At 44.3% G+C, this 14,549-nt stretch carries 16 protein-coding genes; all 16 read right to left on the bottom strand.

Features of this window, described 5'->3' with window-relative positions; translation table 11 throughout:
- Positions 1 to 10 precede the first annotated feature (10 nt).
- The 16 genes from SSV_RS02555 to SSV_RS02470 all read right to left on the bottom strand — a co-directional run bounded on the left by SSV_RS02555 (position 11) and on the right by SSV_RS02470 (position 14,456).
- Positions 11 to 847: an energy-coupling factor transporter transmembrane component T family protein gene (locus tag SSV_RS02555; RefSeq protein WP_072073556.1), complete on the bottom strand. Its 837-nt coding sequence runs from the start codon at positions 845 to 847 to the stop codon at positions 11 to 13.
- Positions 840 to 2,525 carry an ABC transporter ATP-binding protein gene (locus SSV_RS02550; protein WP_072073555.1) on the bottom strand — a complete coding sequence of 562 codons (1,686 nt, stop codon included), beginning with the start codon at positions 2,523 to 2,525 and terminating at the stop codon, positions 840 to 842. The genes SSV_RS02555 and SSV_RS02550 overlap by 8 nt, the downstream gene beginning before the upstream one ends.
- A 9-nt stretch (positions 2,526 to 2,534) precedes the next feature.
- A complete protein-coding gene (locus SSV_RS02545; RefSeq protein WP_072073554.1) occupies positions 2,535 to 3,296 on the bottom strand; it encodes a nucleoside phosphorylase in 762 nt (253 codons plus the stop codon).
- 219 nt (positions 3,297 to 3,515) lie between these two features.
- Entirely contained in the window at positions 3,516 to 3,776 is a 261-nt protein-coding gene (locus SSV_RS02540; protein ID WP_002898091.1) for a SemiSWEET family transporter, read from the bottom strand.
- A gap of 180 nt (positions 3,777 to 3,956) precedes the next feature.
- Positions 3,957 to 4,874 carry a DUF4299 family protein gene (locus SSV_RS02535; RefSeq protein WP_072073553.1) on the bottom strand — a complete coding sequence of 306 codons (918 nt, stop codon included), beginning with the start codon at positions 4,872 to 4,874 and terminating at the stop codon, positions 3,957 to 3,959.
- Between the two features lie 297 nt (positions 4,875 to 5,171).
- Complete coding sequence (locus SSV_RS02525) at positions 5,172 to 5,531, bottom strand: TfoX/Sxy family protein (RefSeq protein ID WP_072073551.1); 360 nt, start codon at positions 5,529 to 5,531, stop codon at positions 5,172 to 5,174.
- A 9-nt stretch (positions 5,532 to 5,540) separates the two neighbouring features.
- Positions 5,541 to 5,954 (bottom strand): VOC family protein, encoded by a 414-nt coding sequence (locus tag SSV_RS02520; RefSeq protein WP_072073550.1) that lies wholly within the window; start codon positions 5,952 to 5,954, stop codon positions 5,541 to 5,543.
- 56 nt (positions 5,955 to 6,010) lie between these two features.
- The gene (locus SSV_RS02515; RefSeq protein ID WP_072073549.1) at positions 6,011 to 6,814 is read right to left on the bottom strand and encodes a helix-turn-helix transcriptional regulator; all 804 of its coding nucleotides are present in this window, start codon (positions 6,812 to 6,814) and stop codon (positions 6,011 to 6,013) included.
- A 238-nt stretch (positions 6,815 to 7,052) separates the two neighbouring features.
- Positions 7,053 to 7,361 carry a putative quinol monooxygenase gene (locus SSV_RS02510; RefSeq protein WP_072073548.1) on the bottom strand — a complete coding sequence of 103 codons (309 nt, stop codon included), beginning with the start codon at positions 7,359 to 7,361 and terminating at the stop codon, positions 7,053 to 7,055.
- A gap of 15 nt (positions 7,362 to 7,376) precedes the next feature.
- The gene (trhO, locus tag SSV_RS02505; protein WP_002915762.1) at positions 7,377 to 8,363 is read right to left on the bottom strand and encodes an oxygen-dependent tRNA uridine(34) hydroxylase TrhO; all 987 of its coding nucleotides are present in this window, start codon (positions 8,361 to 8,363) and stop codon (positions 7,377 to 7,379) included.
- 390 nt (positions 8,364 to 8,753) lie between these two features.
- Positions 8,754 to 9,398, bottom strand: coding sequence for a fructose-6-phosphate aldolase (gene fsa / locus SSV_RS02495; RefSeq protein WP_072073546.1), 645 nt, complete (start codon positions 9,396 to 9,398; stop codon positions 8,754 to 8,756).
- A 690-nt stretch (positions 9,399 to 10,088) separates the two neighbouring features.
- Positions 10,089 to 10,631 carry an ECF-type riboflavin transporter substrate-binding protein gene (locus SSV_RS02490; protein ID WP_002900998.1) on the bottom strand — a complete coding sequence of 181 codons (543 nt, stop codon included), beginning with the start codon at positions 10,629 to 10,631 and terminating at the stop codon, positions 10,089 to 10,091.
- Positions 10,632 to 10,642: 11 nt separating this feature from the next.
- Entirely contained in the window at positions 10,643 to 11,488 is an 846-nt protein-coding gene (locus tag SSV_RS02485) for an SAM hydrolase/SAM-dependent halogenase family protein (RefSeq protein WP_072073545.1), read from the bottom strand.
- A 31-nt stretch (positions 11,489 to 11,519) separates the two neighbouring features.
- Complete coding sequence (locus SSV_RS02480) at positions 11,520 to 12,113, bottom strand: MptD family putative ECF transporter S component (RefSeq protein WP_072073544.1); 594 nt, start codon at positions 12,111 to 12,113, stop codon at positions 11,520 to 11,522.
- A gap of 16 nt (positions 12,114 to 12,129) precedes the next feature.
- On the bottom strand, positions 12,130 to 13,512 hold the full coding sequence (locus SSV_RS02475; RefSeq protein ID WP_072073543.1) for a M20/M25/M40 family metallo-hydrolase: 1,383 nt from the start codon (positions 13,510 to 13,512) through the stop codon (positions 12,130 to 12,132).
- Between the two features lie 116 nt (positions 13,513 to 13,628).
- Positions 13,629 to 14,456, bottom strand: a complete 828-nt coding sequence (locus SSV_RS02470) for an amino acid ABC transporter substrate-binding protein (RefSeq protein WP_072073542.1) — start codon at positions 14,454 to 14,456, stop codon at positions 13,629 to 13,631.
- Between the last annotated feature and the right edge of the window lie 93 nt (positions 14,457 to 14,549).

The raw sequence follows: 14,549 nt of genomic DNA, 5'->3' as shown, positions 1-14,549 counted from the left end.
TTCCTCCATCCTACCTCCACGGGTTATAAAAGCGGCCGTGATTGACTGCGAAAAGGACAAAGCAGAGCAATAGAAAGGCGACTGCCAGTGTCAGTACCAGCATATCTCGTTTGCTTAGAGCCTGATAGGTATACCAGGTCCGTTTTTTATTTTTCCCGAAACGGCGCAGCTCCATGGCTGTGGCAATAGTATTGATGCGCTCTAGCGAGCTGAAAATCAGCGGAATGATAATCTGCAGATTTCCTTTCACGCGCTGAGCCAGTTTAGCTTTCTTGGATAATTCCTGCCCCCGCGCTTCCTGAGACATCCTGATGAGGAAGAATTCTTCCTGCAAATCTGGAATATAGCGGAGCGTCAGACTGACCGCGTAAGCAATTTTATAGGAAATACCAAGCTGATGTAGGCTGGAAGCAAACTGACTGGGATGGGTTGTCATGAGGAAAATCACTGCCAGAGGTATAGTAGAAACATACTTGAGCAGGAGATTAAAGAGGTAGAACAGCTCCTGAGCTGTTAGATTATAAGCTCCCCACCCGGTCCAGAGGACATCTTTGGCTCCATAGATATCAACACCATACTGAGGCGCGAAAAGATAGACCATCACTAAGTTAAGAGCAGCAAAGGATGCCGCAAAGACTAAAACAAATGAAATGTCTCGGATGCGGATGTGAGACAGCCGAAAGAGGCAGAGGGACAGCAGGGCTAGCCCCAGCAAAAATCGGGTATCATAGCTGATCATGGCTGCCACTGATACCAGAACGAAGAAGAGCATCTTGCTGGCACCGGACAGAGCATGAATAAACGTCTCGCCTGCATGGTAGCCGATTAATTTTCGCTGATTAAGCATGCTTGTCCTCCTTTTTTCGCATATAAAACTCGGTCAAAGCCAGAGGGTCCGTTCCAATCTTCTCAGCCAGAGCAAAGATTGACGTTTCCTTTAGATAAGCCGCCGTAATCAACTCTTGATCTGTCAGCACCTGCGCAGGCGCCTTATCGGCTAAAATCTGTCCATCCACCACAACCACTGCCCGATCTGAGTAATCCAGCATCAGCTGCATATCGTGCGTAATCATGATAATGGTATGTCCCTGCTGATTGAGCTCGTCTAGAAAGTCCATCATCTCTGTATAATGGCGCTGGTCCTGACCAGCTGTCGGCTCATCCAAGAGGATAATCTCCGGATTCAGCACCAAGATAGACGCAATAGTCACCCGCTTCTTCTGGCCGAAAGACAGGGCAGAAATCGGCCAACTACGGAATTCATAGAGTCCACAGGTCTTGAGAGCTGCATGGACCCGCTCTTCGATTTCCGCTTCTGCCAGTCCGCGCAAGCGCAAGCCTAGAGCCACTTCATCAAAAATCATGGCTGCCGAAATCATCTGATTGGGATTCTGCAGGACATAGCCAATCCGCTCTGCTCGCTCCTTGATAGAGTCTCCTTTGATATCCTGCCCCTGCCAGCTATAGCTCCCCTCAGTCTCGATAAACTGACAGAGAGCCTTGGCCAGGGTTGACTTACCAGCTCCATTTTTACCAACGATGGATATCCGCTCACCCTCGAAAATCTTCAGGCTGATATCTTGCAAAATAGGCTTGCCGCCGCTCTGGTAAGCAAAGGAAACATGTTCCAATTCTAGCAAGGGATCCTGAGACTCTTTATCAGAGTCAGACCAGTCCCTGCCCTCAAAGGTCACATCTGTCAACTGCAGCTGATCCAAGTGGGACAATCCCTCCGCTTTTTCTACATCAACCCCTAGCTGGCGCAAGGTGGTAATGTAGAGCGGTTCGCGGATGCCATTTTCAGCTAGCAGTTGGGTTCTGAGCAGGTCATCCGGCTGTCCATCAAAGAGGATGAACCCATCATTGACAAGCACTAGTCGGTCTACTGGCCGATAGAGGACATCTTCCAAGCGGTGCTCGATAATCAGAGTCGTCGTTTCCGTCTCCCGATGAAGTTGGTCAATCAAATCAATGGTATCCTGACCCGACTTGGGATCCAGATTGGCCAAGGGCTCGTCAAAGAGCAGAATAGGACTCTCATCAATCAAAACTCCAGCCAGACTGACGCGCTGCTTTTGACCTCCTGATAGATCCTGAGGCCGATGCTTTAAAAGCTCTGATAAATCCAGCTTCTCTGACCAGGTTCGGACTTTTTCGCGCATGAGTGACAGCTCCATCACGTCATTTTCCAGCGCAAAGGCCAGATCTTCTGCTACACTAAGCCCAATAAACTGGCCATCCGTGTCCTGCAAGACCGTGCTGACTAGATTGGACTTATCATAAATGCTGGATTCAAAGGCTGGCTGCCCCTTAATCAAGAGCTGACCGCTGGCCTCTCCTTTATAAATGTTGGGGATAATCCCATTGAGACACTGGCCCAGCGTTGATTTACCAGAGCCAGATGGCCCAACAATCAGAACCTTCTCTCCCTCGTAAATAGTCAGATTGATCTGCTTGAGGGTCGGCTCAGACTGGGCCTGATATTGAAAGCTAAAGTCTTCAAATTGGATAATTGGTTTTTTCATCTTATTTCTCTATAGTGTCAGAGCGATTTGAATCGCTAGATTGGCAATCTTATCTTTTTCGTCTAAGTCTGCATGATTGGCCAGATTGCGCATATCCCAAGCTTCCTCAGACAAGTGGTCGGCTGCATAAAAGAACTGGCAGACGGATATCTCTCGAAAGGCTGCCAAAGCCGCTACAGCTGAGCATTCCATATCCACACAGATAGCTCCCTCAGCCTTTCTCAGGCGAAGTTTAGCTGGCGTCTCACGGTAAATGCCGTCTGTCGTCCAGACCTTGCCCTTGCTGTGGGAAATACCACGCTCATCCAGAAAAGCCGTCAAAAAATCTTTCAAGCCAAGATTGACTTCCTGCTCACGGCTAGCTGGCTGGTAGTGATAACTAGTCCCCTCATCACGCAGGGCCTCCGTCGGGATAATGACGGACGTTTCCTTAATCTCCTCATCCAAGATGCCGCAAGTACCGAAAAGAACCAGCTTCTTCATGCCAAAAGCAATCAAGTCTTCCAGAATAGCTACACAAGCCGAAGCTCCAACCGGGGCATTGAAGAGAGCCAGTTCCCGTCCATCCACGAAAACACGATAGATAGGAATTTCAATATTTGCCATGCTGGTCGTCGTAATCAGCTCATGCTCAAAATCCGCCAACATCCGCGCAAAAGTCTCTCTGGCAAAGCAGGAAACAGCCGTCTCCGGAAAGACTTCTATGGATTCATTCAAGTCCTCTGGATTGATGATGGCCTTGCGACTTTGGTCAAATTCTTCAAGTATCATAGGCTTGCTCTCTTATCCCTTTCTTCCTGATGAAAGAACCAGCAGAACTCTGCTGACTTCATCTTACCATTGTATCATAAAAAGGCGGTCTGCTGAACGCTGCCTGCATATTTTCTACATAGCCAAAGCCATAGGCAGGCTCTATAGCTCAAGTGAAGTGAGCACTTTGTCCAATGATTTTCCAACAAAAAAAGACTGGGCATAACTCCCAATCTCATCTTACATAAGGGCCGTTGCAGCAGTAATCAAGCCAAATACAATGCCCGGCATATTAGCCGCTGCCAAAGGAATGTCCCGCTTCTCTTTAAATAGACCATAAATGACCCAGAGAGTACAGTTTAGAGCAGCTACTGAAGGCTGAATAAAGTCACCCTTATTGCCAGCTAGATTATTCATAATCTGTGGGATATAGGAAACATACATCATAACAGACATAAAAGTAGCCACCCAGCCCAAGATTAACATGTGTTTTTCTTTCATTTCGTTCTCCTTTTTATAAAACTGACCTCTATTCTATAGCTTCTTTTTGAAATTTTCAAGATATTTTCAATAATGTTATCAAAACGAAAAGAGTCACAAAATTGTGAGAACTGCTTACAGACCTAAAAAAGCCGCCTTTTGGCAGCTCTGTTAAGATTCAAAAAGTAAATTTTCCTAGCGCTAAAACTTCGGTTCTCCTTCGGGAAGTTGATCCAAAATGGCTTCCAGTTCCAGCCGATTGAGTGGCTGAATCCGGATCTGACTGGAATCCAGATAGGTGCGGTGAGTGTCTGGAATTTTCTCCAAAAAAGCTTTTAAATCCTTTGTTGTCAGATATTTATAGCCCTGGGGACTGCTAGCATCCTCTATCAGGATATGAAGATGCCATTCCATGTCTTGACTATCACCGCTCTCAATCATCTCTTTAATCAGGTAGCCCTTGGGCATGGGCTGAGTCGGAAGGACTGTCTCCACTCCTTCTGCCAGAACATAGGAACCCAGGTATTTCCCACCCTGATCCTTATAATACTTCGGAGTAGAAAATTGACTCTGAACCTGCTGCATCTCGGCCATCTGCCTGCCAAACTCCTCCACAGGATCTTCAGACTTGAAAAGTTCCAGAAGCTTTTCCTGCGACATGTACAAATCATGAACATAGCCCTCAAAAACATGCATAGGCGCAGCTGCAACTCTGGCATCGTTCAGGCCGTAGAGAATATCCGCTTCAAAATCAATATTAAAAATCCCATCAGCCGTGTAAGTGGTACCGTATTCATCAACAATATCCTGCTTCATCTTCTGAGCCAAACGACTCATGAAGAGAATAGCCCCTTTCCAGTCGCCCACCGTTGATGGTGTCAAGACGCGGACCTGGTAGGTTTCCCGGTCTGGCAGGTAATAAACTTCAAACCCGCGGCCTGCCCCTTCCCAATAGACAGCCAGAAAAGTTCCGACCTGATCCAAGGATTGATAAGCCTTATCGCCCTCGAGGCCTACGACCTCAAGGCCTTCTACTAAGGAAACCAGAGACAAGGGTGTCTCGACCGCCTTATAGCTAAACAAGCCCTTTCGGTTCTGAATGTAAAAAGAAATACTCATACCATGCTCCTTTCTAACGACAAAAGCCTTTCAGAAAGCGAGAAAATGCAAAATCAAAACTCAATACAGGTACAAACTAGCTTTTCTCAAAGACTTTTAAGGATAAACTCCATTCTTAAAACGGACTCTGGTATTAGTATAACATTTTCGGAAGAAAAAGACGAAAAAACCTGTATCCATGAAGAGGCTTTCCGGAAATTGAAAGCTTCATCAATACAGATTCTAAGAATATATTTGAATTTTATAAAAAGGTAATGAATAAACTTCTAAGAGAACAAAACTCATTCTGAGTACTTCTTACTTTTTATCCTGCTGCGTCAGCTCCTGATTATAGGCCAAGGCTAGCTTGATCCAGTAAGACAGTTCTTTTTGTCCTTCGCCATCTAAATCAATATAGCCATGATAAAGCCTGCCTTTCATCACTGTGACACTGGCACCATTTTTAGGCAGGACCTGCTTTTCCAGTTCCTTACCGATACGTACCATGACAAGCTCTTGACTTCTCGAACTCACAGTAACGGTCATCTTACCACGGACCATAAAAGCCAAACCACCAAACATCTTCTTCTCTTCTACCTCTTCTTCAAAAACATGAGGAGGAAGTTCAGTAGCTAAAATGGCACGGACTTGCTGGGCTAAGGATTCACTATAAGCCATCCTTTCACCTCATTTCATCACATCCCAGCCGATACCAAAGCGGTCAATCAAGCGGCCATAAAACTCTGCGAAAGCTTGTTCCTCTAAAGGATAGAGAATTTGCCCACCTTCAGCAAGCTTGGCAAAAAGCTCATCGGCTTCTTCTCTACTGTCTGGGCTCAGAACTAACCATTGATTGGGCTGATGATTGCTAGGGATGGAAAGATCATTGAAGACACCAACATCCTCACCATGCAGGGTTAGATTTTCAGTATCCAAGGCAATCCAGGCAACCTTATCTCGTTTTTCTGCAGGAAGGTCAGCTGGATCCAGCATCTCACTGGCTCGGGCAAGTCCCTTTATCTCTATCTGAAAAAGATCTGCATAAAAACGAAAAGCTTCTTCGGCCTGACCATTAAAACTTAAAAACACGTCTAATTTCATTATTGTTCCTCCAATTTTTTATATCTGAGAATAGATCTCTAGTATCAGTTTATCAATTAGGATAAAAATTTTCTTATTCTCAATTGCGCTTGTTTGGCTAGGGAACGCATGATTAAAACTGGAAGATTAACTGTAATAGGGGGATCGCTGGGCAAGGGCCTGCGCATGCTGATTTCCTCTTGATAGATGCTATCGCCTGAAAAAGTGAGAGGCTCATCGCTGCCCCAGCGAAAGTTATGCTTCAAGACATAGTTTTTAGTTAGGCGTAAATCCTCCAGCAATTCACAGGCCAAAAGATAGTAGCGACCATCGGGTACATTTTCAAAAGTAAACCGTCTCTCCTGACTCAGTGCTACTCCAATAACTGGCTCTTCTTTGGGTATGCGGGTTTTAAAAAGCCCGACACAGCTAATGCGTGGTTCATACCCCTCAGGATAAGATAGCGCCACAGTCAACCGATTGCCACTTTTACAGTCGGGATCCTGATGCAACAAAGCTCCCTTCTCATCCAGCTGTTTTACCATAAAATCATAAGCTTTGGTTGATTCCTGATAATATTTTTTAGGCGAAAGTCCAGTATGCCGCTTAAAAGTATTGGAAAAACTGCCTATACTATCATAACCAGCTTCCATAGAGGTCTCGGTCACATTTTGCCGACCTTCCACAATCTCCTGAATTCCTTTTTCCATCTTAAGAGCTTCCATATATTGCTTGATAGAAAAGCCCATCTTTTTCTTGAAAGTTCTGGATAGATGGGAAGAACTATAATAGAAATGCTGAGCCAAATCGGTCAGACTCAGCTCTTCATCTGCATGCTGACGCAGATAGGCTGCCACTTCTTCCATGATAGCTTTAGACATAGACTTGCTCCTTTCCCATTTATTTAAGCTCATTATATCACATCATAAAGAAAGGACAAAAAATCAGAACTGTGGAAAGAAAATCAGAAATCAAGTGATGCTCCGCAAGATGTCCCAAGAACATGAGGAAATAGTCTTCTTTCCCAAATCCCTTTCCAACAAGTCTTTTACATGTAAATAAATGATAAAAAACTTTAGACGATTCAAGCGTCTAAAGTTTTTAGTTTTTCTTAGGAATTTAGAAACTTGCCTTACCATCAAAAATAGTCAGCTTATGCAAATTTTCCATGTCTGCAATAATGGGTCTAGCTTTTGCAATGAGGTTTTGAAAAACTTCCAAGGTCAGACTATCATTGTGAGCCTGCTCGCTCTCCCAAACTTCGTAAATATAGATGCTGTTGGGTTCATCTGCCTTCTCACCTAAGATATAGCAGAAACAAGTGTCAAGATTTTGCATTTCTTTGACAACTTCTTGCATGTAAGCAGTAAGTTCCTGCACCTTTCCTTCTTGGGCCATTAATTTCCCATAAACGCAAAATTTTTCCATTAGGATTTCTCCTTATTACTGAGCCACCAGTGTTTCCAAGCTTTCTCCAATCGCAGCCAAACGCTCCATCACTTCTGCCTGGCTCAGGCCGTTTTCAGCAACATAGCGATTGCGAGGGTGAACACGGCATTCATGAGAACAGCCACGGAGGTACTTGTCTTCATTTTCTTCTGAAGTCAAGATGCGGCGGTTACACTCTGGATTGCCACAGTTGACATAGCGCTCGCAAGGAGTACCGTCAAACCAGTCTTTCCCGATCACAACTGGATCAACATGGTTGATATCAACCGAGATACGCTCATCAAAGACATACATCTTACCGTCCCAAAGCTCACCTTGAACTTCTGGATCCTTACCGTAAGTCGCGATACCGCCATGAAGCTGACCGACATCCTTGTAGCCTTCCCGTACCATCCAGCCTGAGAATTTCTCACAGCGAACACCACCGGTACAGTAAACAACCACGCGCTTGTCCATGAACTTCTCTTTGTTATCACGAACCCATTGTGGCAATTCGCGGAAGTTGCGGATGTCTGGACGGATGGCACCGCGGAAGTGACCCAGATCATACTCATAGTCGTTACGAGTGTCTAGGACAACAGTGTCTTCGTCCAAGAGAGCTTCCTTAAATTCCTTAGGTGACAAGTAAGCTCCTGTCGTCTCCAGCGGGTTGATGTCATTATCAAAATCATTGTCTTCCAAGCCCAAGTGCACGATTTCTTTCTTGTAGCGAACAAACATTTTCTTGAAGGCTTGCTCGTTTTCTTCGTCAATCTTGAACCAAAGATCTTCCATGCCTGGCAGGGAATGCACATAATCCATGTATTTTTGAGTGGTTTCATAGTCACCAGAAACCGTTCCGTTGATTCCCTCATCTGCTACCAGGATACGGCCTTTAAGACCGATAGATTTACAGAAAGCCAGATGATCAGCTGCAAATTTCTCAGCATTCTCAATCGGAACATATTTGTAGTAAAGTAGGACGCGAATATCTTTTGCCATAAGATTTCAACTCTCTTTTCTCTATAAAATTTTCTGAATTTTTTAATTCATGTATTTATTATAACGCGAGAAGAAAAGCTGGGCAAAATATTTGTTTGAAAAATAGCAGAGCTGGAAAGTTTAAGCGAGAAAGACAACTTATCACTCTTCTTCCAATTGATCCAAATACTTTTCAAAGCGCTTTTTTTCTTCTATTATCTTACAGAATTTCAGAAGCAATTTCCACAAATCTAAACATCAAAAAGAGAAGGCCAGTTTGGTCTTCTCCAAATCTTAGCTTATCCGCAACCTAGCTCTGTTGACAAAGAGCCAAAGTCTTCTCAGTCGCTATGGCCTGCTTAAAATATAGTCAGAGGCAGAGACCGTTATTTCCCATACCTGGCCCAAAACTTATTTTTTAAATGCTTCCCAATCCTTCATAAATTGGGCTATTCCATTAGTAGTCAGTGGATGCTGCGTCATTTTTTCAAATAAATTATCCGGAATGGTCGCAATGTGAGCACCAAGTTTTGCAACAGCTTCAACCTGTGCTGAATTACGAATACTGGCTGCGATGATTTCAGCTTCAAAATCATAAATATCAATAATCGTGCGCAAATCTGCAATCAGTTGATAGGCATCTGTTCCGATATCTTCCAAACGTCCAACAAAAGGACTGATGAAGGTAGCTCCAGCTTTCATAGCCATGAGTCCTTGAGAAACTGTAAAAATCAAGGTAACATTCGTTTTAATTCCCTCTTTTGAAAGGACAGAGACTGCTTTTAAGCCTTCCGTTGTCATTGGAATTTTGACAACAACGTTATCAGCCCATTTAGCAATATCCCGTGCTTCTGCAATCATTTCAGCTGCCGTCAAACCAGTAACCTCTGCACTAACAGGACCACTTACAATCTCACAGATTTCTTGAATAACCGTTTTAAAATCGCGGCCTTCACGGGAAATAATTGTTGGGTTAGTTGTTACGCCATCCACAACACCTAATTCATTAATCTCTTTGATAGCCGCCACATCAGCTGTATCTAAGAAAAATTTCATACCACATGTCCTCCTAGGCTTCTTCATTTAAGCCTTTATTACAAATAGCACTTGTCATCACAACAAGTAGAACAAATACAACAATGGTCATCATAAAGGCCATCCAGCCAAACTGACCAATTTTACCTAAAATACACATTGGAATTCGATAATCCTTGAGCCTAAAGATTAAAAGGGCTATCTTTTACGAATCAAGAAGTGCAAAAATTGCAAGTCACAACCAACTCAACTGAAACCTTTTCTACCCAAATCATATCTATATCTTAGAGGTCCAGACATCCAGCCGTCAGGGCAGCTGATTTTGCGCTATAGGCACAATCATCAATAACACGTTGGAACTGGCTGAGTCACATAAGAACCAAAGACACTTTAAACCATTCACATCTTTGGTTGATCTTGATTCGTTGGCAACGAACTTACCGACTCCTATTTCCTATTATAGTACAAATTTAAAGCGTTTTCAAAAAAAGACTAGAAAAATCTACAAAATTCAGATTCGCAAGAGCTGTTCTAACATTTGCTCTTGTCTTTTAGCTCGTCTAAATATACCGTCTTATATTGTAAGTAGATTTAGGAAGTCATGAATTGCTTAAATTTTCCAGTTCCCAGTGGACAACTGTATGATTCACCACTAGCAAAAAAAGCCGCCTAGTCGTATAGGCAGCTATTCTTTGATAGAAACTACTATGATTAATCTTTTTTGAGACTTCCTGCGCGGGTGCGGGTGCGAGCGTAAGCAGTCAGCAGGACAGTTCCGATGACTGCAACCGTCGCAGAATTCACCAGAATCGCTACAATACTTTGAGCAATAACCTTATTGACCGGCTCACCAGACACAATCACGTCACCAATCGGGCCGATTAGCCAAGCGATTGCATTGGCTCCAAACTGAATCAAGTTAAAGCGAATAATATCCTTGACTTCAAATTTTCCTTCTTCCACTTGGAAGAATTTTCTAAAGAAGCCAACCAATAGACCAAAGACCCCGCTGCCAGCAATCCAGAACCACCAAAGTCCGCCACCACTCATAGCGTCTTTAATGGCATGGCCAATGAAGCCCATCAGGAAACCAACGATTGGTCCAAAGATGACGCTAAAAAGAGCTTGCAGAGGGTATTGGAGCTGGATGCTGGTATTTGGTACAGGCGTTGGAATATTGATCATTCCGATAACCACGAATAGGGCTGCTCCAATTCCTGTTGCGACTACGTTTCTGATTGTATTATTTTTCATTTTCTTCTTCCTTAATTTTCAATTCTTTTGATTTCAATATGCCATTGGGCACCGACACCAACATTGTAGGCCTTAGCAAAGGAACCTTGGTTAATCGCTAAGCCGACCCGATAGAGGGAGTTGATATAAAGGATAGGCTGGCCGATGCGGACATCCGCAAAGGACTTGCCATAGGTTACTTGGTTTTGATAAACCAGCATGTCATTGTTGTAGATGGTAACCTCGAAGCGGTCGCCAAATTCCGGTTTCAAGATGCAGAATTCCTCGCGGGTGATAGAGGTCCAGAGAGAGCCGAAACGGACATCCAGGATATCAATAGCTCCGCTGACATAATTCTCCGCAAGCGTAGTCTCTACTACCTGAATTTCGACGATGTCTTCAACTTTAAGCTCCGGTCCAACCTCTTCAAAGCTGATATGGCCGCTGGCTAGCTTAGCACCCGTATAGGCATAGACATCACGACCGTGGAAAGTATAGGAATGTTCCGTATTCTTACGGCGATTTTCCACCTCAGAAATCTCCCGAATGGCCTCAATGCCGACATGCTTCTTGATGAAAGACAGGGTGCCGTTATCAGGCGTAACGATGTACTGACCTTTTTTAGTCTTGGCTACCACACTCTTACGCTTGGAGCCCACACCCGGATCCACTACTGACACAAAGGTCGTTCCTGCAGGCCAATAATTAACTGTCTGAAAGAGACGATAGCTTCCCTCAAAGATATTGTAAGGGGTGATATCGTGAGTCAGATGATGAATTTTCAGAGTGGGCGACTCTTCTAGCGCCACTCCGATCATGGCTGACACAGCTCCATCCACCAGACCAAAGTCCGACTGGAGTACGAGTATATTGTTCATGTTTTCTCCTTAGTTATATTTTCAATGGTATTTAGGCCGAAGCTGACTTTGAAAGTCTTGCTTTGAGGATCTTCCTTCCTAACAGGGCTCCAAGTAAAGCACCCAGTAAAATGCTGGCTACAAACCAAAGGACTAAGCTGGGTTCCGGCTTAAGCATGACTTGCTCGATATAAGCCTGAGTCTTTCCTCTGGCAAGAAGACTAGCTTCATACTGCTTGGGCGCCAGCCACATTAGGAAAATAGGACCCGCTGTGCTAAAGCTGAAAACCATAAAAGACAGCAAGCTTCTAACAGTCTTTTGATAACCGCCTGACCGAGCTATCAGATCCGCTAAAACACCGCAAATCAAACCTGGTAGAAAGGCTCCAAAGCCATGTCGGCTAAGCAGAAAGAAGAGACCTAGCAGACAGCCTAGGCCGCTGATTAGACCGAAGGTCTTTATTTTCTCAGTGTAGAAGATGAACAGAACTCCGCCAAAGAAAGCTGTAAAAGCCGGAGCGTAAAACATATTGCCTGAGCGGTCAAATAGAAGCCCAACCAAGACGCCTAAAATCATGGCTAGGAAATAAAAGAGGTAAAAGAAGCCAGCCTGCTTCAGTTTGTCTTTTCTTATAGAGTATAGCATAAGTCTTCCTTTCCCGCTAGTCAGCTTTACTGTAACTGCCGATCAGCTCCTGAATGAGCTCTATATGTGTATAATAATCAGCAATTTTCACATTCTCATCTCCGCCATGGTCTCGACTATTAGCATTGCCAAGTCCAAAAGCTGCCATAGGAACCTCCAAGGCTTCATATACCGTGTGCATCGGACCAGTTCCAGCTGAGGTCGGCAGAACAGAAATGCCCTCTTGGTAGTAATCTTTGGCTAATTCGATAAGATTGAGAATGGAAGGCGCACTCATGTCGCTGCGATAGCTCATCTCTCCCAAGGTATAGGTCAGCTTAACCGCTGGATAGCCATTGTTATCCAGCTGCTGATGAATCTTGTCTAACACATCCTCAGGCTCCAGACCTGGCACCAGACGAACCTCCATCTTGGCATGGGCATCTGAAGGCAAAATGGTTTTAACCCCTTGGCCTTGATAGCCTGATCCGAAGCCTTCAATATTCAGCGAAGGCTCAAAGTAAAATCGACGGAGAAATTCCTTACGTTCGTCCAATAGAACTGGCAATTTCAAGCCATAGACTTGACTCAACTCTTCAGGAGTCCGCAGGGCATATTCCTCAATCAAGGCCAGCTCTCGTTCATTTGGCTCTTGAACCTGCTCATATATGCCCTCAACCAGGATGCGGCCGTCTGGACTGCGTAAGCTGGATAAAGCATTGAGCAAATACCAAGAAGCGGAATTGATAACCCCGCCGAAGCTGGAATGGATATCTACATCTGCACTTTTGACCGTCATATCGAAGGTAACAATCCCCTTGTTACCGCCCGAGATTTCCAGCTGACCTAGATTGTTGCGGCTGCCTTGCTCCCAGACCAGCAAATCTGCTCCCCGCAGGCGTTTGCGATGCTTGGACAAATATTTATCCAAGTCTGTCGAAGCAGACTCTTCTGCCCCTTCCATCATAAAAATGATATTGACCGGCAAATCACCGTGCTCTCGAATATACTTGCGAACAGCCGTCAGGCGAGCAGTAATGTGCCCCTTGTCATCATCCACTCCTCGCCCATACATAACCCCGTAATGAACCGACAGTGTAAAGGGATCATTGGTCCAAGGCTGGTCATCATCTGCCGGCACTGTATCGTAGTGGTTGTAGAAAATAATGGTCTTAGCAGCAGGATTTGAAGAAAGAAACTCCGCCAAAACAAATGGAGCAGTATAGCTATCGTCAATCATGACCTTGGCACCTGCAGCTGTAAAAATCTCTCCCAAATAGTTGGCTACTTCCTGCAAGCCAACCTGCTGGGCAAAGATTGATTTTTTAGAGATCAAGGTCCGCAGCACTTCAAAATAGTGCTGGGCTACCTCGTCGTTTTCAAATTTCTTGATTAGTTCAGTCTCAGTTGAGAAAGGCATGCGTTACTCCTATTAACAGCAGATAAAGGGCTGGGGAAATAAGCTTCCCCGCCCTTATCGTATTTCTTGTATCAAAGTCTAGTCAGCCAAATGCAGACCGAACTTGATGGGATTTCTTACTTGATATCTTTTGCATCTGGCAGGTAAGAACCGCCAAAGAATTCTTGTGAAAGTTTTTCAAGCGTACCGTCCTCATAGAGTTCCTTGATTCGCTTGTTGACAAATTTTTGCAGGTCTTCCTGACCGCTTGCAATAATCGGATAGACATAAGGCTGCTGGTCGCTTGGAAGTTCAATCACTTCTACATTATCCAAGCCTTGGTCTTTGATAATAGACTCTACCGTTATGCGCTCAAAAATCTTATAGTCCGTACGGCCATCATTGAGATTGGCCAAGATTTGCTGAATGGTTCCATCCGTATAATTGATTTTTGTCGGTTTGTCGCTATGCTCCTTGTTGTAGTCCTCTAGTTGCTGAGCTGTCGAAGTCCCCTGAACAACCTCAGTAGACTTGCCGCCAATGTCATCCAGCGATTTGATTCCCTCACCCTTACGGACAACTAAAACTGTTGGATTTTTCGCATATGGACTAGCATAGAGATATTTGTTAGCCCGTTCTTCAGAATAGCTGATATTATTGGCACCGATCTGGTAGCGGTCACTGTCTAGACCTGAGAAAATAGAAGCCCACTTGGTCTTATTGAAATTGACTTCATACTTGTCTGAATCCTTAAAGATAGCACGAAGGACTTCGATATCGTAGCCAGTCAGTTTACCGTCTTTATCCTCGTATGAAAATGGTTTGGTCGTTCCCACTGTTCCGACTTCTACCTTTGTTTTCTCTGTTTTCTTCTCACTTGATGATGAGCAAGCCACCAAGGCACCAATGGCCAAGACACTGACGGCTGCCAGAGAGAAGTATTTCAAGGTTTTCTTCAGGTTCATATTTCGAATTCCTCCTAAAAAGTCTTTCTTTATCATATCAAATAAGGAGAAACTTGACCATTATATATTTTTTATGGAGGTGATAGCTTTTCT

It is taken from the genome of Streptococcus sanguinis, assembly GCF_001078705.1.
Classification (GTDB): Bacteria; Bacillota; Bacilli; order Lactobacillales; family Streptococcaceae; genus Streptococcus; species Streptococcus sanguinis_D.
The sequence above is the reverse complement of the archived record's forward strand: the minus strand, read 5'-3'. Positions and strand labels throughout refer to the sequence as shown.